General features: G+C 70.2%; 16 protein-coding genes. 7 read left to right on the top strand and 9 right to left on the bottom strand.

What is annotated here, in order from left to right:
• Positions 1 to 18: 18 nt before the first annotated feature.
• From NRB56_RS01590 to NRB56_RS01570, 5 genes are all read right to left on the bottom strand, one after another.
• Complete coding sequence (locus tag NRB56_RS01590; RefSeq protein ID WP_319942421.1) at positions 19 to 1,578, bottom strand: carboxyl transferase domain-containing protein; 1,560 nt, start codon at positions 1,576 to 1,578, stop codon at positions 19 to 21.
• 354 nt (positions 1,579 to 1,932) lie between these two features.
• The gene (locus NRB56_RS01585) at positions 1,933 to 2,535 is read right to left on the bottom strand and encodes a GTP-binding protein (RefSeq protein WP_225054249.1); all 603 of its coding nucleotides are present in this window, start codon (positions 2,533 to 2,535) and stop codon (positions 1,933 to 1,935) included.
• Positions 2,516 to 2,890, bottom strand: coding sequence for a DUF742 domain-containing protein (locus NRB56_RS01580; protein ID WP_026343780.1), 375 nt, complete (start codon positions 2,888 to 2,890; stop codon positions 2,516 to 2,518). Before NRB56_RS01580 ends, NRB56_RS01585 begins: the two co-directional genes overlap by 20 nt.
• Before the next feature lie 7 nt (positions 2,891 to 2,897).
• On the bottom strand, positions 2,898 to 3,311 hold the full coding sequence (locus tag NRB56_RS01575; protein ID WP_011207200.1) for a roadblock/LC7 domain-containing protein: 414 nt from the start codon (positions 3,309 to 3,311) through the stop codon (positions 2,898 to 2,900).
• Positions 3,308 to 7,513 carry a HAMP domain-containing sensor histidine kinase gene (locus NRB56_RS01570; RefSeq protein WP_194290689.1) on the bottom strand — a complete coding sequence of 1,402 codons (4,206 nt, stop codon included), beginning with the start codon at positions 7,511 to 7,513 and terminating at the stop codon, positions 3,308 to 3,310. Before NRB56_RS01570 ends, NRB56_RS01575 begins: the two co-directional genes overlap by 4 nt.
• 318 nt (positions 7,514 to 7,831) lie before the next feature.
• On the opposite strand from NRB56_RS01570, the gene NRB56_RS01565 reads away from it, so the two are divergent.
• From NRB56_RS01565 to NRB56_RS01550, 4 genes are all read left to right on the top strand, one after another.
• A complete protein-coding gene (locus tag NRB56_RS01565; protein WP_153338658.1) occupies positions 7,832 to 9,910 on the top strand; it encodes an AMP-binding protein in 2,079 nt (692 codons plus the stop codon).
• Positions 9,911 to 10,579: 669 nt separating this feature from the next.
• The gene (locus NRB56_RS01560) at positions 10,580 to 11,257 is read left to right on the top strand and encodes a response regulator transcription factor (RefSeq protein ID WP_406603422.1); all 678 of its coding nucleotides are present in this window, start codon (positions 10,580 to 10,582) and stop codon (positions 11,255 to 11,257) included.
• 14 nt (positions 11,258 to 11,271) lie between these two features.
• The gene (locus NRB56_RS01555; protein WP_153339005.1) at positions 11,272 to 12,612 is read left to right on the top strand and encodes a sensor histidine kinase; all 1,341 of its coding nucleotides are present in this window, start codon (positions 11,272 to 11,274) and stop codon (positions 12,610 to 12,612) included.
• Between the two features lie 153 nt (positions 12,613 to 12,765).
• Positions 12,766 to 13,932 (top strand): YhgE/Pip domain-containing protein, encoded by a 1,167-nt coding sequence (locus NRB56_RS01550; RefSeq protein WP_319942420.1) that lies wholly within the window; start codon positions 12,766 to 12,768, stop codon positions 13,930 to 13,932.
• A gap of 45 nt (positions 13,933 to 13,977) precedes the next feature.
• On the opposite strand, the gene NRB56_RS01545 is transcribed toward NRB56_RS01550, so the two are convergent.
• Positions 13,978 to 14,340 carry an FKBP-type peptidyl-prolyl cis-trans isomerase gene (locus tag NRB56_RS01545; protein WP_153338656.1) on the bottom strand — a complete coding sequence of 121 codons (363 nt, stop codon included), beginning with the start codon at positions 14,338 to 14,340 and terminating at the stop codon, positions 13,978 to 13,980.
• Positions 14,341 to 14,465: 125 nt separating this feature from the next.
• Between NRB56_RS01545 and NRB56_RS01540 the strand changes: the two genes are divergently transcribed.
• Together NRB56_RS01540 and NRB56_RS01535 are read left to right on the top strand one after the other, a co-directional pair.
• Positions 14,466 to 15,269 (top strand): TrmH family RNA methyltransferase, encoded by an 804-nt coding sequence (locus tag NRB56_RS01540; protein WP_319942419.1) that lies wholly within the window; start codon positions 14,466 to 14,468, stop codon positions 15,267 to 15,269.
• A complete protein-coding gene (locus tag NRB56_RS01535) occupies positions 15,269 to 15,577 on the top strand; it encodes a DUF2537 domain-containing protein (RefSeq protein ID WP_153338655.1) in 309 nt (102 codons plus the stop codon). Before NRB56_RS01540 ends, NRB56_RS01535 begins: the two co-directional genes overlap by 1 nt.
• A gap of 13 nt (positions 15,578 to 15,590) precedes the next feature.
• Here NRB56_RS01535 and NRB56_RS01530 read toward each other — a convergent pair whose 3' ends face one another.
• From NRB56_RS01530 to serC, 3 genes are all read right to left on the bottom strand, one after another.
• Complete coding sequence (locus NRB56_RS01530) at positions 15,591 to 16,319, bottom strand: DUF6928 family protein (RefSeq protein WP_319942418.1); 729 nt, start codon at positions 16,317 to 16,319, stop codon at positions 15,591 to 15,593.
• Positions 16,320 to 16,546: 227 nt separating this feature from the next.
• Complete coding sequence (gene sepH, locus NRB56_RS01525; RefSeq protein WP_319942417.1) at positions 16,547 to 17,689, bottom strand: septation protein SepH; 1,143 nt, start codon at positions 17,687 to 17,689, stop codon at positions 16,547 to 16,549.
• A 366-nt stretch (positions 17,690 to 18,055) separates the two neighbouring features.
• Entirely contained in the window at positions 18,056 to 19,183 is a 1,128-nt protein-coding gene (serC, locus tag NRB56_RS01520) for a phosphoserine transaminase (RefSeq protein WP_153338654.1), read from the bottom strand.
• Positions 19,184 to 19,310: 127 nt separating this feature from the next.
• On the opposite strand from serC, the gene NRB56_RS01515 reads away from it, so the two are divergent.
• A complete protein-coding gene (locus NRB56_RS01515) occupies positions 19,311 to 19,955 on the top strand; it encodes a hypothetical protein (protein ID WP_227837051.1) in 645 nt (214 codons plus the stop codon).
• The last annotated feature ends 3 nt before the right edge of the window (positions 19,956 to 19,958 follow it).

Here is a 19,958-nt window from a genome sequence, read left to right as displayed (position 1 = left end):
CGGGTGTGTTCGACCTCACTATTGCGGGAGTCCGAGCCGGCGGTACCGCTTCCGGCGGTCCGCGCGCAGCTCCGCCGGGGACCGATCGCGCAGTTCGTCCAGGGTCTCGGCGATCGCGGAAACCATCCGGCCGGCGAAGGCAGTGGGCTCGGCGGCGGCGTTCGGATATTCGCCGACGATCCGGTCCACGATCCCGTCGGCGTGCAGATCGTACGCCCGGATACGTTGTGCGACAGCCAGTTCCGGTGCATGCGCGGTGTCCCGGAACACGATGGCGCTGGCGCCCTCCGGCGGCAGCGGCGCCAGCCAGGCGTGCGCGGCGGCCAGCACCCGGTCCGCGGGCAGCAGCGCCAGCGCACCACCGCCGGTGCCCTGGCCCAGCAGCACCGATACCGTCGGGGTGTCGAGGGTGACGAGATCGGCCAGGCAGCGCGCGATCTCGGGCGCCAGGCCGCGTTCCTCGGCCTCGCGGGACAGCGACGCGCCGGCGGTGTCGATCACCAGCACCAGCGGCAACCGCAGTTCCGCCGCGAGGTGCATGCTGCGCCGCGCCTCCCGTAAGGCCGCCGGACCCATGGTGTTCTCGCGGGTCTGCCCGCTGCGATCGTGCCCGAACACCACGCACGAACGACCGTGGAAACGCGCCAGCGCATGTACGACGGTCCGGTCGGCCTCGCCTTGTCCGGTGCCCGACAACGGAACCCGATCGGTGGCGCGGCGCAGCAGTTGCCGCAGCCCCGGCCGGTCCGGACGACGGGACAGCACCACCGACGTCCACGCCGGTGAAACCGATTCGGCCGCAGCCTTTTCGGTCGCCTCGGCAGCGGGCTCGAAATTCGGCTCCGCCGCAGTGGATTTCGTGTCCCGTGCGGACGTTTCGGCACGGCCCGATCCGATGTGCGGAAAGTCCCTGCCGCACACCACGTTCAGCACCCGGTGCGCGACGCGGCGGAAGACCGGAACCGGCAGCACACCGTCGATCACCCCGGAGCGGTACAGATTCTCGGCAGTCTGTACACCCGCCGGGAACGAATGACCGTACAACGCCTCGTACACCCTCGGCCCGAGGAAGCCGATCAGAGCACCCGGCTCGGCAAAGGTCATGTGCCCCAGCGAACCCCACGACGCGAAAACACCACCCATGGTCGGATCGCGCAGGTACACCAGATAGGGATGGCCCGCCGCCTTGTGCGCGGCGACCGCACCCGCGATCTTCACCATCTGCACGAAAGCGACAGTGCCCTCCTGCATCCGGGTGCCGCCCGAAGTCGGCGACGCCAGCAACGGCAGACCCCGCTCGGTGGCGCGCTCGACCGCCGTCACGATCAGCTCGGCCGCCGCGACCCCGATCGAACCCGCGAGAAAGCCGAACTCACAGGCGATCACGGCCACCGGCCGCCCGCGCAGCAATCCCGCACCGGTCAGCACGGCCTCGTCGAGACCCGTTCGCGCCGCCGCCGCTTCGAGTTCCGCCCGATACTCCGGCCCCGCGGCAACCTCGATCGGCGCCCGATCCCAGCTCACGAAGGAACCCGGGTCGAGGAGGTCGTCCAGCAACTGTCGCGCCGAGGTCTTCACCCGGCGAGCGTAGCTACCGCACCGACCACCCGAACCACTCGGTCTCACAAGGACACCACCAGGTCGCACCAGGCCACCCACTCGGCCTCACCAGGACACCGAGCCCACCCGATCACCCAGCCGCGCGTCGATCACCCGACCGATCACCCAGCGGAGCGTCGATCACCCGACCGATCACCCAGCCGCGCGTCGATCACCCGACCCCGACTGCGCTCCCCGGCATCCCAACCCGAAGGGTTTGGGGCCGCCCCCGGCGTTGCGGTGCCCGTCGCGATGCGACGAAGGAGCAAGCGACGGGCACCGCAACGCCGGGGTTACAGGCCCCAAACCAAGCGAGGCGGAGCCGAGCCAATATCAATAGCCCTGAACGACTTTGCGCAGTGCGTATTCGGTGACCGAGACCAATGCCTGCTTCACGGGCTCGCGGCGACGCGCGTCCAGCGACATGATCGGCACATCGGCCGGTACCGCGAGCGCCTGCCGGATGTCCTCCAGCGGGTACCGCGGTGCGTCGTCGAACTCGTTGATCGCCACGAGGAACGGTAGGTGCCGTGCCTCGAAGTAGTCGACCGCCGCGAAACTGTCCTCCAGCCTGCGGGTGTCGACCAGCACCACGGCGCCGATGGCGCCGCGGATCAGGTCGTCCCACATGAACCAGAAGCGGTACTGGCCCGGCGTGCCGAACAGATACAGCACCAGATCGTCGGCCAGGCTGATCCGGCCGAAATCCATGGCCACCGTGGTGGTGGCCTTGGTCGGGACGGCTGCCAGGCTGTCGACGCCGACACTGGCATTGGTCACCAATGCCTCGGTGCGCAACGGAACGATCTCCGAAACCGCACCGACGAGAGTGGTCTTACCCACACCGAAGCCACCGGCGACCACGATCTTCGCGGAGGTTGGCTTACTGGTGCGGGTATCGACCGAGGACGTCGAATCATATACGCCGGAGTCCACTGAGAACCCTTTCGATCAGCTCGCGACGTTCGTCGTCGCTGGAATCGTCTTTCAATGTCGCCGAAACCCGCACATGGCCGGCTTCGATCAGGTCGGCGACCAGTACCCGTGCCACCCCGATCGGCATGCCCAGTCGGGCGGCCACTTCGGCGACCGACGGCGATTCTCTGCACAACTCCACGATCGACGTTTCGATGTTGGTGAGCTCGAACTGCCGCTCCAGGGCGACCGGATGCGATGCGACGAGCGCCTCCAATGCCAACTCGACCGTCGGCCTGGTCCGGCCGGCGGTCAAGGAGTACGGGCGGACGAGGCTCGGCTCGGCGCTTCCCACGCGTTGGTTGTTTATGTCCATCCCACCGTCAGGAACCCATCGTGACTCGAGGTGTCGCCTGGACCGTCTGGCCCACTCGCTCGACCAACAAGGCCATTTCGTATCCCACCTGGCCGATATCGCAGGATGTGTTCGTCAGCACGGCCAGATAGGAGCCGTCGCCGACCGCCATCAGCAGTAGGTAGCCGTGCTCCATCTCGACCACGGATTGCAGTACCGTGCCGCCCTCGAAGAGGTTGGACACGCCAACCGACAGGCTGGCGAGGCCGGCGGTCACCGCGGACAGCTGTTCGGCGCGGTCGACGGGCAACTGCGCGCTCGCGGCCATCAGCAGACCGTCCGCCGAAACCAGCACGGCGTGAGCGACGCCCGGAACCTCGTTGGCGAAGTTCGAAACCAGCCAATCCAGCTGACGGTTCGTACCACCTAGATCGGGGTTCATCGGTCTCCTTTATCTCCGGTTAGGTTCATTGCTCTCATTGCGCGGCCATCCCGGACGCCCTGCTGGTGACGACTCAGACTTGACCTGATGGATTCTGGATCGCGGTTGGTGGACGCGTCGGTGTTTCCGGTGACTCCACCGGGAACCAGTCGGTTACCCGGGTCGCGCTGGGGCAACCCGGCCGCCGTCCGCCGCTCCGACTGCGACTCCACCGCGTGGCGCGCCGCCTGCCAGCCCTCGTCGCCCGGTGATTCGAAGGAGGCGGCCACCTGGGACCGATCCGCGTTCGGATCCTGCAGCCAGGCGGACATCATCTCCGCGAAGATCGGCGTTCCGCCGATGATCGGATCCGATTCCGCGGTCGGTTGCAACCGGGTCTGGAAGAAGGAGGCGGTCTTCTGGGTGTTGGCCCGGAAGCTGTGCCGGCCACGGTCGCGACCCTCGCCGTCATCGGCGTCATCGAGTCGCTCCGCCGCCGGCGGGCGTAGGCCCGGGGTCGGCTCCGGACGCGGGGGTAGGCCCGCGCCGGGCTGTCGACGGGGTAGGCCCGTCGGCAGGCCACCGGATGAATCCCGTTGCGGCAGGCCGTTGTCCGGCGCTTCGCGCTGCGGCAGCACACCGGGCAGGCCGGTCGATCCGGTGTCCCGCTGCGGCAACCGAGTCGCCCCCGTATCGCGTTGCGGCAGACCGCCGTCACGCTGCGGGATTTTCGTCGCGCCGGTATCCCGTTGCGGCAGACCGGTCGGGCCCGGTCGCTGCAGCCCGTGAGCGCCGGTATCGCGCTGCGGCAACCGAGTCGCGCCGGTATCCCGTTGCGGCAGACCGGTCGGGCCCGGTCGCTGCAGCCCGTGGGCACCGGTATCGCGCTGCGGCAGACCTGTCGCGCCGGGATCGCGGGTCGGCAGACCACTCGGGCCCCCGTCCCGCTGCGGCAGACCGGTGTTCGCATCCCGTTGCGGCAGACCGGTATTCGGATCCCGCAACGGCATACCCGGCGACGTCGGCTCCCGACGCGGCAACCCACCCGAGAGCGCGTCCCGCGTCGGCAGGCCCGGCGCGGCCGGATCGCGCGGCGGCATGCCGCCCGTCGCACCCGGATCACGAGTCGGCAGACCGCTCGGACCCGCGTCCCGTTGCGGCAGACCGGTATTCGGATCCCGCAACGGCATACCCGGCGACGTCGGCTCCCGACGCGGCAACCCACCCGAAGGCGCATCCCGGGTCGGGAGACCCGGCGCGGCGGTATCGCGCGGCGGCATGCCGCCCGTCGCACCGGGGTCGCGGGTCGGCAGACCGTTCGGGCCCGCGTCACGTTGCGGCAGACCGGTGTTCGGATCCCGCAACGGCATACCCGGCGATGTCGGCTCCCGACGCGGCAACCCACCCGAAGGCGCATCCCTGGTCGGCAGGCCCGGCGCGGCCGGATCGCGCGGCGGCATACCGCCCGTCGCACCCGGATCACGCGTCGGCAGACCACTCGGACCGGCATCACGTTGCGGCAGACCGGAACCCGGACGCTGCGGCAGGCCACCGGCCGGGGTACCGGGAGCCCGCGGCGGCAGGCCGGTAGCGCCGGTATCGCGCTGCGGCAACCCGGTGGCACCGGTGTCTCGCTGCGGCAACCCGGTCGGCGCGGCCGACGGCCCGGCGGGCCGCTGGGACAGTCCGGTCTCGCGCTGCGGCATACCGTTGGAGCCCGGCTGCCGCTGCGGCATACCGGTCGGCGCCGACGGCGGACCCGCCGGTCGCGGCTGGCCCGGGACGGCGCCCGGCTGCTGCCGCTTGAGCATGTTGGCCGCCAGACCCGGCTGCGGCTGCGGCGTACCTGTTCCCGCTGGGCGCTGCGGCAGCCCGGTACCCGGTTGCGCCTGGGGCGCCTGAGGCCCGTTGGCACCCGGATCCCGTTGCGGCAGTCCGGAATTGCGGAGGTTGGGGTCGGACACGGTGTGCCGCACGGTCGGGCCGTTGGTACCCGGCTGACGTTGCGGCAGGCCACCGGCGGCCGCCGCGTTGCCCGGCTGCCGCTGCGGCAGCGGACCGCTGGGCGGGGCGGATTGCGGCGCGGTGCCGTTCGGGCCCTTCGGCCCGGCGGTGCCGTTGATTCCGGCGGTGCCGTTGGCGGCGACCGTCCGATCGGTCCCGGAGCCGGCCGGAATCGCGCCGCTCGAGTTGGGATCGACCGTCACCATCATGTTGCCGCTGGGCGTCCGGGTGACCGCCCGCATCTGCATCGAGGACGGGCCGGTGTTCCGCTGCGACCCGGGAGGCTGGATCGGATTGTTCGGCTGGCTCGGCGTCGGCGCCGGAACCGTGACCATGCCACCCGGCGGGGCGACGATGAGCACCTTGGGTACGTGCACCGTCACAGTGACGCCGGGGTCGCGGGCGGTGTCGAAGGTCGGCCGCAGGCGCACGGTGAGCCCGTGCCGCTCGGCGAGCCGGCCCACCACGAACAGACCCATGTGCCGGGCGGTGTCGGAACCGACCTCGGCGGTGGTCTCCAGGCGGCGGTTGATCTCGGCCATCTCCGCGGGCGGCATACCGATGCCGCGGTCGGCGACCTCGATCAGCACGCCTTGGTCGTGCGCCTGCGCGAAGGTGAACTTGACGTCGGTCTCCGGCGGCGAGGCGCGCAGCGCGTTGTCGAGCAGTTCGGCGAACAGGTGCGCGAGGTCGGAGGCGGCCGGTTCGGTGATGGCGCCACGCGGGGTGGCACCCAGCTTCACCCGTTCGTAGTCCTCGACCTCGGAGATCGCGGCGCGCAGCACGTCGGCGATCTCGACCGGCGCGGACTTGGTGCGGCGCTGCCGGGTACCGGCCAGAATCAGCAGGTTGTCGCCGTTGCGGCGCATACGGGCGGCGAGGTGGTCCAGCCGGAAGAGGTTCTCCAGCAGGCGCGGGTCCTTCTCGTCGTACTCCATCGCCTCGATGAGCGAGAGCTGATGGTCGACCAGCGACTTGGACCGGCGGGCCAGCGTCTCGAACATGTCGTTGACCTGAGTACGCATCGCGGCCTGATCGGCCGCCAGCCGCAGCGCCTGGCCGTGGATGTCGTCGACCGCGCGAGCCAACTGGCCGATCTCCTCGTCGGTGTGCACCGGCATCGGTTCCAGCGGCACGTCCTCGGGGCTCGCGCCGTCGCGCAGACGCGACACCTCGTGGCCGAGATCGTGCTCGGCCACGCGCAGGGCGGCGAGGCGCAGCTTGCGCAGCGGCACGATCATCGACCGCGCGATGACCACGGCGAGCAGCAGCGCCGCCAGGATGGTCGTGATGACGATCGCGGAGTATCGGATGGCGCCGGTCCGGGAATCGCCCGCGAGCTTGTTCACCCGCGCGGTGATGTCGGCGGTCGACCGGTCGACGATCTTCTGGTAGCTCGCGAGGCTGGTCTCCGAGGACTGTTTCATGTCCTGGATCGGCACATCGCCGCCGGCCGCTCGCGGGCCGGTGATATCGGCCTGCCGGGTGTCGACCTCGGCGATCAGTCCGGCGATGGTCGGGTCGCCGTCGGGGAACCGGTGCGCCAGCACGGTCAGCATCTGACGCTCGGTGGCGAGCGAGGCCAGGTAGTCGCGCAACCCGTCCTTCGGATTGCCACGCAACGCGACGGCCATCGCGGCGCTCTGGGTCACCAGGGCCGCGCGGGTGTTCAGCGAGTCGACGAGTTGCAGCTTCGAGGCCTCGACGCCAGGGTCCGCGATGGACGAGACGATGGCCTCCACCGTCTTGACGCTGCCCTGCCGGATGCTCTCCTCTTCATTGAGCGCGTCGGGCACGCTCTTCGCCGGAGTCTTCCCGGCGGCTCGCACAGCCTTGGCGCCGTTGATCATGGACTCCAGCGTCGCCCGGCCGCCGGACACACCGTCCAGTTTGGATTCGGCCTTGACGGCGGCCTCGATGGCGGCGTCCAGCTTGCCGAGATCGGCGTCGTCGACCAGCGACTGGGTGCCGATCTGGACCATCTGCGACGCGGAGATGGTGCCGGCCGCGGCGCTCAGCCCGGTGACCGCCGGGATGGCCTCGACCTGGGTGACCGACGAGTCCAGGTGACTGGAGTCACCGAACTCCGACGCGATCCGGGATGCTCCCAGTACCACCGCCACCAGCAAGGGCACGGCCAGCACGGCCGTCACCTTCCAGCGCAGGTCCCAGTTGCCGAGCGCCCAACGCTTCGTACCGGGCCTAGCGGCGTCACGCATCTCCACTCACTTTCCAAACTGGCCCCAGCCATGCGCCATGAGCGAGCCTCCGCGATCGCACGCTGGGCTCGACAGTCAGAGCTGGCCGAGAACTGCGGCTGGCCGAGAAAATTGCGTCCATGACGGCCGATATATGTGGCATGCGATTCTAACGGATCAATAACTTCTTGTGTGACTTCTTGGCCTTCACCGGCCATCAACCAGCCCATTCTGGACAAAATCAAAGGTCGCGGCGTCCGCCCGGACGTCGCGTGAAGTCTGCCACAATCAGGCTGATCTATCGAGGCGGGCATCGAGGCGAGGCAGGGAGTCACAGGGTTGAACGCGAAGCAGGAGTACCGGCCCGCCTACCAAACGAGCCTGGTCGATCCCTCGGACTTCTGGCGCACTGCGGCCGAGGCTGTCAGCTGGGACGTTCCGCCCACTCAGATCCTCGATGCCACGGCCCGGCCGACCGCCCGATGGTTTCCCGATGCCCGCCTGAACACCTCCTACAACGCACTGGATCGTCATGTGCGCGATATCACACCGGAAGAGGGCTCGACGCAAGTCGAAGTGCCCCAACCGGACTCGGTCGGTAGCCCCACGGCGCCGGGGGGTCGCGCACACCAACCGGCCCTAATCTATGACTCGGCCATGACCGGCGCCAGTCGAACCTACACATACGCCGAATTGCTCGCGGAGGTAGCGCAGTTCGCCGGTGCGATGCTGCGGCTGGGTGTGCGGACCGGCGACCGGGTCGTCATCTATCTTCCGATGATCCCGGAAGCCGTGGTCGCGATGCTCGCCTGCGCCCGGATCGGCGCCGTGCACTCGGTGGTGTTCGGCGGATTCGCCGCCCACGAACTGGCCGCCCGCATCGACGACGCCCAGCCCACCCTGATCGTCACCGCCTCCGGCGGCCTGGAACCGGGCCGGCAGATCGAGTACCCGCCGATCGTGCTCCAGGCCCTGGACCTGACCAAGACCGCCGCCCCCCGCCACGTGGTGGTCAAGCAGCGCGAGGGCTTCCCGGTGATCCGCTTCGCCACCCCACAGGCGGCCACCGATCATTTGCCGGACTCCTCGGAAACCGTTGCGGCGCAATGGCTGGACTGGGAGGACATGATCCGGGACGCGGAACCCGCCGACCCGGTGCCCGTGGCCGCGACGGACCCGCTGTACATCCTCTACACCTCCGGCACCACGGGCCGGCCCAAGGGCGTGATCCGCGACAACGGCGGCCACGCGGTGGCCCTGACCTGGTCGATGCGCAACATCTACGACGTCGGACCGGGCCAGGTGATGCTGACCACCTCCGACATCGGCTGGGTGGTCGGCCATTCCTACATCGTCTACGCCCCCTTACTGGCGGGTGCGACCACGGTCCTGTTCGAAGGCAAACCGGTCGGTACCCCGGACTCGGCCACTTACTGGCGCCTGGTCGAGAAGTACGGCGTCCACGTGATGTTCACCGCCCCCACCGCCCTGCGCGCCATCCGCCGCATCGACCCCGACGCCGCCCTCGCCCACGAACACGACCTCTCCTCCCTGCGTGCCCTGTTCTGCGCGGGCGAGCGCCTCGATCCCCCCACCTACGACTGGGTCCGCGACACCCTGCTCGCCGACCACCCCGGCACCCCCGTCGTCGACCACTGGTGGCAGACCGAGACCGGCTGGCCGATCTGCGCGGATCCCATAGGCCTGCAAGAACTTCCGATCAAACCCGGTTCCGCCTCGGTCCCGGTCCCCGGCTACCGGCTGCGCGTCCTGGACTACGAGGGCCGCGCCGTCGCCCCCGGCACCGAGGGCAACATCGTGATCGGCCTCCCCATGCCCCCCGGCACCCTCACCGGCCTGTGGGGCGACGACGAACGCTTCGCCCGCTCCTACCTCTCGGCCTATCCTGGCCACTACCTCACCGGCGACTCCGGCTATTTCGACGAGGACGGCTACCTCTTCGTCCTGGGCCGCAGCGACGACGTGATCAACATGGCCGGCCACCGCCTCTCGGCGGGCGGCATCGAGGCAGCGGTAGCCGGCCACGACGCGGTCGCCGAATGCGCCGTGATCGGCGTCCCCGACGAACTCAAGGGCCAGCGCCCGATCGCCTACGTGGTCCTGAAAACGGCCGCCGACATCACCCCCGACCGACTCCGCGACGAGGTCATCGCCCGCGTCCGCGACCAGATCGGCGCCATCGCCACCCTCCACGACGTGGTGATCGTCGCATCCCTCCCGAAGACCCGCTCCGGCAAGATCCTCCGCCGCACGATGCGCCAGATCGCCGCCGACGAGGCCTGGGAAATGCCCGCCACCATCGAGGACCCGGCCGTCCTACTGGCCTTCGAGGACCAGATCCTCACCTCCCGTGGCACCACCCCCCAGCCGCCTTCCCCCGACGACAGCCCAGCCTGACGGGCACCGACACCACCCCCGTCCCGCCGCCGATACCGCCCTCGTCCCCCACCCCGTCCGACGAGACTCGGCCACAACGTTTTTCGTGTCGCCTGCCGTCGCGGCAACGAAGAGAACGCCGGTCACCCCGACCGATCGCCGCCCGGTTCATCCTCACCCGCACAGTCGCTCTGGCGCGACCCGCCGAAATCACCATCTCGCCGCCGCCGAGCGGCGTCGGCAGACTACGGCTCATCACCTTGCCGAAGCCCGTCGAGCACCGTCGGCAGACTACCGCTCATCACCTTGCCGAAGCCGTCGAGCGCCGTCGGCGGACCGCCGCTCATTACCTGGCCGAAGCCGTCGAGTCCCCCGCGACGCGCATCACCCCTCCCCCGCTACGCACATTCGGAAACCCATCCCGCACACGACTCCCTCGGTAAGCCCTCGAAGCAGCGGGTCTGCTCCGAAACCGGCACGTCGATGGCATAGCCTGAGGACCGATCGCCCACGGCCGCACCCCCGCACCCCGCACGGTTTGCGGCCGCCCCCGGCGTTCCGGTGCCCGATGCGATGCGACGAAGGAGCAGGCAGCGGGCACCGGAACGCCGGGGTTACAGGCCGCAAACCAGCGAGGCGGAGCCGAAGCAATTGGACACAGCCACAGCAACAGTTCCTACAGTTTTGTTGGTGGATGACGACGAGGATCTGCTCGCGTCGGTCCAGCGTGGGTTGCGGCTGTCCGGATTCGAGGTGCTGATCGCCCGGGACGGGGCGGCGGCGTTGCGCAGCGTCGGTGAGCAGTCGCCCGACGCGATCGTGCTCGACATGAACATGCCGGTGCTCGACGGCGCCGGAGTGGTGACCGCGCTGCGGGCGATGGGCAACGAGGTGCCGATCTGTGTGCTGTCGGCGCGCAATTCGGTCGACGACCGGATCGCGGGCCTGGAGTCGGGTGCGGACGACTATCTGGTGAAGCCGTTCGTCCTGGCCGAGTTGGTCGCACGCATTCGCGCTCTGCTGCGCCGCCGCAGCGACGCCGCGGTCCCCGCGGGCACCGGTCCGGCCGGAATCACGGTGGGCCCGTTGGAAGTCGACGTCGCGGGCTACCGCGCGCTGCTCAACGGGCACGAGATCGAGCTCACCAAAAGGGAATTCGAGTTGCTGTCCACTTTGGCCCGCAACGCCGGGGTGGTGCTGAGCCGGGAGCGACTGCTGGAACTGGTGTGGGGCTACGACTTCGCCGCCGACACCAATGTCGTCGACGTCTTCGTCGGCTATCTGCGCCGCAAGTTGGAGGCCGAGGGCACGCCGCGGCTGCTGCACACCATCCGAGGGGTCGGCTTCGTGCTGCGGGCACCCAAGTGAGCACCGCCGGGGCGATGTGCGCCCATCGGCGGCGGCGCGGCTCGTATTCGCTGCGCACCCGCGTGGCGGCGGCGACGGCCCTGGGCGCGACCGTCATCGCCGCGGTGGTGAGCTGGCTGTCGGTGCAGGCGCTGGAACGCAACAATCTGGCCCAGGCGGATCAGGAACTGACCATCGCCGCGCGGATCGTGCTGATCCAGCCGGTGATCGCGGTCGGCGTGCTCTCCCTGGTCGGGCCCAATCACGATCTGGCGGTGACGGTCCGCGACGACAGCACGGTGGTGTCGAGTACCAGCGTCCATCTGCCGGAGTTGCGGCCGGGATCGCAGACCATCTCGCTGGACGGCGTCCCGTTCCGGGTGCTCACGACCACCGACAATCAGCCGCGCGGCCGGACCGTCTCGATCGGCATCCCGCTCACCCAGGCCTATCACGCCACCTCCGAGCAGCGCCGCTGGGTGCTGGCCGCGGCCCTGCTGACGATCGCCGCCACCGCCGGGCTGGGCTGGGTGTTCGGCGGGCGGGCGGTGCGGCCGATCGTCCATCTCACCGAACAGGTCGGGTCGTACGGCGCGACCGGGCAACCGGAGGAGCCGGTAAACGGTTCCGGGGTCCGCGAGGCGGAACAGCTCGCCGACGCCCTGAACGGCCTGCTGGAGCGGGTCACTCGGGCCCAGGCCGCGACCGCCGCGGCGCTGGAGACCGCGCGCGATTTCTCCGCGGTGTCCGCGCACGAACTGCGGACCCCGCTCACCGCGATGCGCACCGACCTGGAGGTGCTGCGCACGCTGGATCTGGACGAGGCGCAGCGCGCGGAGATCCTCGACGATCTGCAGCGCAGCCAGGGCCGGGTGGAGGCCACGCTCGCGGCGCTGGAACGGCTGGCCGCCGGGGAGCTCACCAACGACAGCGATCTGGTGGAGACCGACCTCGCCGACCTGGTGGATCAGGCGGCGCACGACGCCATGCGGCACTATCCGGCGCTGACGGTGCGCATCGACGCGGATCCGGAGCTGATCATCCACGGCCTGCCGACCGGGCTGCGGCTGGCCGTCGACAACGCGCTCACGAATTCGGTGCGGCACGGCGGCGCGACCGAGGCGCTGGTCTCGGCGCACCGGATCGCCGACGGCGCGATCGTGCTGTCGATCGATGACAACGGCCGCGGTATCCCGCCGCTGGAACGCGACGCGGTGTTCCAGCGCTTCGTGCGCGGCCGGGACGCCAGTAAGGGCGGCTCCGGCCTGGGCCTGGCCCTGGTCGCGCAGCAGGCCCAATTACACGGCGGCCGAGCCTGTTTCGACGACGGCACGCTGGGCGGGGTCCGCCTGGTGCTGACGCTGCCGGAGCGCTGATCGGCCGGCGTGGCCGCCCGCGCCGCGAACCCCGCTCGGTACCAAGCCATCTCGCCGGATTCGGCACGATCCACGCGCCGGATCCGGGGACCCTTACCGAATCCTCAGAGATGCGCCAGAATAGGCGGGCGGTACGCCCGCTACGGTTCGTCCGTGTTCGGTAGACGCCTTCCCTGGATCCTGCTCGCCGTGATCGTGCTCGTCGTGGCCGCCGTCGCCGGTGGCGCGGCGCTGTGGCTGCGGCCCGGCAGCGCGCCGACCGGGATCGCGCTGGTGAACGCGGATACCGGTCCGACCGGCGCCCGCATCGTGAAAGCCTTGCAGGACAGCCACTCCCGCGACTGGACCGTCGCGAAGGCGGGGGTGAGCACCGACGACTACGCGGCGGTGATCACGTTGCCGGCCGATCTGTCGACCTCGATCGGCACCCTCGCCACCGCCTCCCCGCACCGCGCGCAGGTCACCGTGGCGAGCAATCGGCGCGCCGACGCCCATGTGGTCGACGACGCGGTGGGCGAGGTGACCCGCCGGGTCGGCGCCGCCGGTGTCGACGAGGTGCTGGCGGCCATCGCCACCGCGCGCGGTTCGGTGCAGCAGGCGGCGTTCACCACCCAATTGCTCGGCGCCGGTGTGCAGGCCGCCGCCGGAGCCTCCGGGGAGTTCTCCGCGGGCGCCGACCAGATGCTGGGTTTCCTGGACACCGCCAAGAGCGGGGCCGGTGAGCTGACCGCGGGTATCGGCCAGCTGAACGACGCGCTGGTCGCGGTCCGCTCGACCGCGTCGGGCCTGGCGGGCGCGCTGGACGAGTCGGGGCTGACGCTGGGCCAGGTGACCACCTCGGCGACCCAGCTGGGCACCGGGCTGGACCAGGCGGTCACGGTGCTGCGCGCGTTGCCGTTCGCGGCCGATCCCCAATTGACCGATGTCATCGGCAAATTGGACGCGCTGCGCGGGGTGGCGGACCAGGCGGCCGGGCAGCTGCGGGGCTTCGCCCAATTGGCCGGCAGCAGTACCGATCCCGACACTCCGCTGGCAACCCTGTTGCGCGACGCGGTGAAACGCCTCGACGAGGCGGGCACGCTGCTGAACACGGGCGCCGGGATGGCCCAGCAGATCCCCCAGCTGGCCGATCAGGGTTCCGCGGCCCTGGTGAGCGCGCTCTCCCAGCTCAGCGGCGGGGTTCAGCAGTTGCAGCAGATCGTGGGAAATCTGAACACCCAGACCGGGAAAGCGCTCACCGCGCTGCCCGGGCACAGCAGCTCGCAGCAGTCGGCGATCGCTGAATCGCTCACCGATCCGGTCGAGATCGTGCGGAAGTAGCGGGCGGCGAGTTCCGGCGCGACGCCGGAACCCGCCCGCACCACGTCAGTTGACGACGTTGAGCAGATCGATCACGAAGACCAGGGTCTTGCCGGACAGCTGATGACCGGCGCCGGCGCGCCCGTAGGCCAGCTCCGGCGGGATGGTCAGCTGCCGGCGGCCGCCGACCTTCATGCCCGGGATGCCGTCCTGCCAGCCCTGGATCAGGCCGCGCAGCGGGAATGTGATGGATTCGCCACGATTCCAGGAGGAGTCGAATTCCTCGCCGGTGTCGTACTCGACACCCACGTAGTGGACCTCGACGGTGCCGCCCGGCACCGCCTCCGGACCGTCGCCGGTGACGAGATCCTCGATCACCAGCGTGGTGGGCGCGGGGCCGTCCTGGAACTCGACTTCCGGCTTCGTCATGGATCCTCTTTCTGTCGACGGTAGGACACCTCCGGCGTCGCGCTTCGCCGCACGGCGATAATTCTCGCGGGGTCGCCAGTGGCCGGGAACAACAATACGCATCCGGGGGTGCAGGATGGTGATCCGTGGCCGTAGTGATCGACATCGATGACCCGGACGACCCCCGGGTCGCCGACTTCCGCGACCTCAGCGCCGCCGACCGCCGGCCGGACCGGCCCGGCGGCCGCGGTCTGGTGCTGGCCGAGGGCGTGGTCGTGGTGCAACGCATGCTGACCTCGCGTTTTCCGCCGTTCGCGCTGTTCGGGGTCGATCGCCGATTCGCGCAGCTGGCCGACGATCTGGCCGGCGTCGACGTCCCCTGCTACCGGGCGAGCGCGGAGGTGATGGCGGAGGTGGTCGGCTTCCATCTCAATCGCGGTGTGCTGGCCGCGGCCCGGCGGCCGGCGGAGCTGGATCCGGCCGGGCTGCTGGCGACCGCGCGCACGGTCGCGGTGCTGGAGGGCGTCAACGACCACGAGAACATCGGTTCGATCTTCCGCAACGCGGCCGGGCTCGGGGCCGACGCGATACTGTTCGGCGATCGGTGCGCCGATCCGCTGTATCGGCGCGCGGTGCGGGTCTCCATGGGACATGTGCTGCGGGTGCCGTTCGCCCAGTTGCCGACCTGGCCCGATAGTCTGGAGCTGTTGCGGGACAACGGCTTCCGGATCATCGCCCTGACCCCCGATCCGGCCGCGGCGACGCTGGCCGCGGCCCTGACCGGGGAGCGGGTGGCACTGCTGCTCGGCGCGGAGGGTCCGGGACTGACCGCGGCCGCGATGACCGCGAGCGATGTGCGGGCCCGCATCCCGATGTCGGCGGGCACCGACTCGCTGAACGTGGCCACCGCCGCGGCGATGGCCTTCTACGAAAGGGTGCGCGCCTCGTGATGCCACCGGACGGGACCCGCCACGGGTACTACCCCGAGCCGACGCCGTGGGCGGCCGGTCTCGCGGTCGCCGTTGTCGTCGGTCTGCTCACCACCGTCGGCGTCTACGCGTTCGGGGTGGCCCTCGCCGAGGTCCCGCACGTGGGCTGGCTGCTGGCGGTGGTGGTGAACGTGATCGCGGTCGGCGGTGTGGCGCCGACGGTCTGGCGCTGGCGTGGCCTCGTGGTGACGCGCTGGGTGCTCGGCGGAGTCGCCGGGGGTGTGCTCCTCGGCTGGCTCCTGTTGCTGATCTCCGCGATCCTCGCCTGATCGGCCGGCGCGGTCAGCCCACCCGGTCGCGGTTGCGCAACCAGCCGAACCATCGGGTGTGCGTGGCCGATTCGGCATCGTCGGGGACCGCCACCGCGGGCGCCTGCCCCTTCGGGAACAGCGTGAAACCGCTGACCGGAATGTCCGCCGGCCGCACCGCGCCGTCGGATTCGGCTGCCCGATAGTGGAATCCGAGCCATTCGGCATTGGCCTCGCCGGCGAAGTCGGGCGGATCGAACGGCAGGATCTGCGGGTCCGGCCGTTCGCCGAGCCGCAGCGGCACCGGATGCTCGCCGGCCCAGAACGGTCGTTCCCACACCAGCGGCAGTCCCTCGTCCTCGAGGATGGTGACGCGGGTGGCACTGAACGACCGCCGGAACTCGCCGCGCTCCCAGTGCGCGAACGCGCCCCAGGCGCGCGGCACGTCGTAGGACACCAGATAGGTGTGCTCCGAGGCGAGCGGCCGAATCAGCAACTCCGGCAACCCGGTCGGCCTGGTGACCGCGGCCGCGGCGGTGCACACCACCGTCAGGCCGGGGAAGCAGCCGATGTAGATGGAACCCGGATCGGGCCCCGCCCAGACCTCCAGCGAACCCGAGGCAGCCGGGATCACATCGCAGTCGGGGTGGAGTTGCTTGGCGAGCGCGAGCGCGGCCTCCGGGTCGGGAACCGGGCGGCGGCGCAGCACGGCCACCGGATCGGGGTCGTCGACATACCAGAGGGACGAAGCTGTGGACGGCACTTCGGGCACCTCCCGATGCTCGTGAGAGTAAGCAGAGCTACTCTTCAGCAAACTCGAAGGGCGGAAGCGGGCCCGCCTCCGAGACCTGCCGACACCCTCGATCCGAACCGAGGGCATACGAAAAATCTACTCCCCCGAGCGGCGAAATCGGTGCGCTTCGATGTCCCGGACAGCGCGTGTCAAGATCATTCGCGCGTCCCGGCCGCGCGGGCCGGGACGCGACGGACTCAGTGACCGGAACTGCGGACGCCGAGCAGCACGTCCTCCCAGGACGGCATGGGCGCCTTGCCACCCCGCTTGGCCCGGGTCTTCGGCGTGGCCTTGGCGGGCGTGGCCTTCGCCGCGGCGGGTGTGGACTTGGCCGGAGCCGACTTCGCCGGGGCCGGTGCGGGTTCCGCGGCCGGCGGGGTGGCCGGCTGCGCGGGGGCCGCGGCCGCCGGGGCGGCGGGTTGCGGCGAAACCGGCTGCGGTGCAGCGGGCGGCGCCGCGGCGGTACCGCCCGGCTGTGCGGCGGCGGGCTGCGGTGCCGGGGTGGTGGGCGCCTGGGCGGGCTGCGCCGCCGCGGCGGTCTTCGGTGCGGCGCCGGCCGTCACCGGAACGGCATTGCCGCCCACGGCCGCTCGCGGCTCGTAGTACTCGTCGAAGCCCTGCTGGCTGCGCTCCGCCGCGGCGCGGGCCGCGGTGGCGCCCTCACCTCGCGCGGCGGGCGCGGGGGCCGCGGCCGGTTCGGCCGAACCGGATGCGGCGGCGGGCTCGGGCAGGATCGTGGCCAATCCGCGCAGCGCCCGGCCGAAATCGGGATCGACCAGATCCGAGGCCGGATCGTCCAGCGGCGACACCGAACCACCGTGCGCGTCGGGCTGATAGCGCCAATGCGCGGCGATGACCGAACGGCCCGCCTGCCACTGCAATTGGGCGACCCAGTAGCCCTTTTCGTCCTTCCAGGCATCCCATTCGGCGATATCGATGTTGTGCCCGCGCTCGGAGAACGCCGAGGAAACCACCTCGATCAGGGTTTCCACCGCCGGACCGTCCTTGCGTACCGGATGCGCTCGCTGCGCCAGTTCCGCGGCCCGGGCGCGCTCCAGCAACACCGGGTAGGCGAACCGCTCGACCCGGCTGGCGGGCATTCCGGATTCTTCCGTGACCTGCTCCACGGAGGCACCGGCACGGATACGAGCCTGGATATCGCGAGGACGCATAGTCGCTTCCGTTTCGATCTCGATCTGGCCGAATCGGGCAAGGTCTCCGCGGGCGGCAGCGCGCAATTTCTCGTCAGCGGCGAGCCGATACTTCTGGCCGGTCTCGGTATCGATGCACACGATGTGCGTGGAATCGGGCGTCAATCCGATCACTCGAAGTTCACGCACCGTTACCTCCTTATCGCGTCGGCTCCGCGACACCGCCCACTTTCTGGAACAGTAGTGCACTTCTGAGATTCGTGGGGCAAGACACGCTGCCCGAAAATCTACCGCCCCCCAACCGCATAGGGCTAATCTGCTGAGTTCCACCTGCTCGGGACAGTGCCGATCGGCACTGCTTACGGGCCGGAAAAGCGTCGTGCCGCAATCGAATTCCCGATACGGCGGCGCGCGGGCGGATCCGCGGAAGGGGCTCCGGCCACGCGGGAATCAGCCACCGGAAAATCGGAAATCGCGCGACGCCCGGCCCGCGAGTCGCGGAACCGGGCGTCGTCACGGACGGATTCGGCCGCGCGAAAACCGCGGGCCGGGAATCTAACCGGCCAGATTCTGCACGACCCAGTCGATACTGCGGGTCAGCTGCGACACATCCTCCGGGTCGATCGCCGGGAACATGCCGACCCGCAACTGGTTGCGGCCCAGCTTGCGATACGGCTCCGTGTCGACGATGCCGTTGGCCCGCAAGACCTTCGCGACCTGCGCCGCGTCGACCGCGTCGGTGAAGTCGACGGTGCCCACGACCTGCGACCGCAGCGCCGGATCGGCGACGAACGGGGTGGCGAACTCGCTGGACTCGGCCCAGGAGTACAGCCGCGACGAGGAATCCAGCGTGCGCTTCACCGCCCAGTCCAGACCGCCGTTGCCGTTGATCCACTCGATCTGATCGGCGAACAACAGCAGCGTGGCCAGCGCCGGGGTGTTGTAGGTCTGATCCTTGCCGCTGTTGTCGATCGCGATCGGCAGCGACAGGAATTCCGGCGTGTAGCGGCCGGATTCGGCGATCTCCGAAACCCGTTCCAGCGCCGCGGGGCTCATCAGCGCCACCCACAGCCCGCCGTCGGCCGCGAAGCACTTCTGCGGAGCGAAGTAGTAGATGTCGGAATCGGCGACGCTGACCGGCAACCCACCGGCACCCGAGGTGGCGTCGATCGCGATCAGCGCGTGCTCGGACCCGGCCGGCCGCTGCACGGGCACGGCCACGCCGGTGGAGGTCTCGTTGTGCGCCCACGCGATGAGGTCGGCCGCCGGATCGGCGACCGGCTCCGGCGCGGTACCCGGATCCGTCGAGACGACGATCGGGTCGCCGACGAACGGGTTCTTCTTGGCCACCGAGGCGAACTTCGAGCTGAACTCACCGTAGGTGAGGTGCAGCGACCGCTCCCGGATCAGGCCGAACGCGGCCGCGTCCCAGAACGCCGTGGTGCCGCCGTTGCCGAGCACCACCTCGTAACCCTCGGGCAGCGAGAACAATTCGCGCAACCCGGAACGCACCCGCGCCACCACATCCTTGACCGGCTTCTGCCGATGACTGGTGCCGAACACCGAGGCGCCGACCTCCACCAGAGATCGCAACTGCTCGGGCCGGACTTTGGACGGGCCGCAGCCGAAACGGCCGTCAACGGGCTTCAGGTCGTCGGGGATGGTCGGGAACGCAGCGGTCATGGTGACCAGCCTAGAGCGTGACCGGCGTCTCCCTCGCGCGCGGGTCACCGGCGAGCGGCAACCTTCCGGAATCATGCCCGACGACCTCGGAAAGTGATGTCCGACACGTTCCGGCTACCGTGTTGGCATGGATGGTCGACGACCGGAGGGGACGGTGCGGCGCGCGGATCCGCGGCCCGCGACCCGCCGATACGGTATGCACGCCTTCACCCTGTGGCACACGGCCGTGTCCGAGACGGCGCAGCGCGAGTTGCTGCGCCGCGGGCTCGCGGGCACGGCCACGATCCTCGGCGTCCGCGCCGACCGCTTCTGGGTCCAGGTGCGGATCGACGGGCTGATCCCGTACGAGACCCGCGTCCGGCAACGCGTCCCCGAGGCCGATCTGCTGTTGATGCAGCCCGGCGACGTGGTCGGCTGCCGGGTCGATCCGGGCGACCGCGACCGGTTGGTGCTGCATCCGGCCGCGCCCGGCGAGACCGGCCGGGTCAGCATCGCGAAGATTCTCGCCGACGGCCGGCGCGCCGACGCCACCGTGCTGTCCGCCACCCCGGTCGCCGCCGACTACACCGGCCGGGACAACCCGGTCCTGCGCCTGGACCTGGAGCTGTACGCCTGGGACGAACCCGCGCCCTGGCGGGTCCGCATCGTGGCGCCGGTGCCGCTGAACGCGATCGAACTCGTCGACCTCGGCCGGCATCTGGAGGTCGCCTTCTTCACCGTGGACCGGGGCGAATCGGTGGCGGTGGACTGGGTGGCGTCGCGCGAGGACTGAGGG

The organism is Nocardia aurantia (assembly GCF_009604425.1).
GTDB lineage: Bacteria > Actinomycetota > Actinomycetes > Mycobacteriales > Mycobacteriaceae > Nocardia > Nocardia aurantia.
The sequence above is the reverse complement of the archived record's forward strand: the minus strand, read 5'-3'. Positions and strand labels throughout refer to the sequence as shown.

Bases quoted from the DNA above. Each gene is read 5' to 3' on its own strand.
- NRB56_RS01580 (WP_026343780.1), bottom strand. From the start codon at position 2,890: ATGGACATAAACAACCAACGCGTGGGAAGCGCCGAGCCGAGCCTCGTC.
- NRB56_RS01575 (WP_011207200.1), bottom strand. From the start codon at position 3,311: ATGAACCCCGATCTAGGTGGTACGAACCGTCAGCTGGATTGGCTGGTT.
- NRB56_RS01570 (WP_194290689.1), bottom strand. From the start codon at position 7,513: ATGCGTGACGCCGCTAGGCCCGGTACGAAGCGTTGGGCGCTCGGCAAC.
- NRB56_RS01555 (WP_153339005.1), top strand. From the start codon at position 11,272: ATGTGCGCCCATCGGCGGCGGCGCGGCTCGTATTCGCTGCGCACCCGC.
- NRB56_RS01545 (WP_153338656.1), bottom strand. From the start codon at position 14,340: ATGACGAAGCCGGAAGTCGAGTTCCAGGACGGCCCCGCGCCCACCACG.
- NRB56_RS01535 (WP_153338655.1), top strand. From the start codon at position 15,269: ATGCCACCGGACGGGACCCGCCACGGGTACTACCCCGAGCCGACGCCG.
- serC (WP_153338654.1), bottom strand. From the start codon at position 19,183: ATGACCGCTGCGTTCCCGACCATCCCCGACGACCTGAAGCCCGTTGAC.
- NRB56_RS01515 (WP_227837051.1), top strand. From the start codon at position 19,311: ATGGATGGTCGACGACCGGAGGGGACGGTGCGGCGCGCGGATCCGCGG.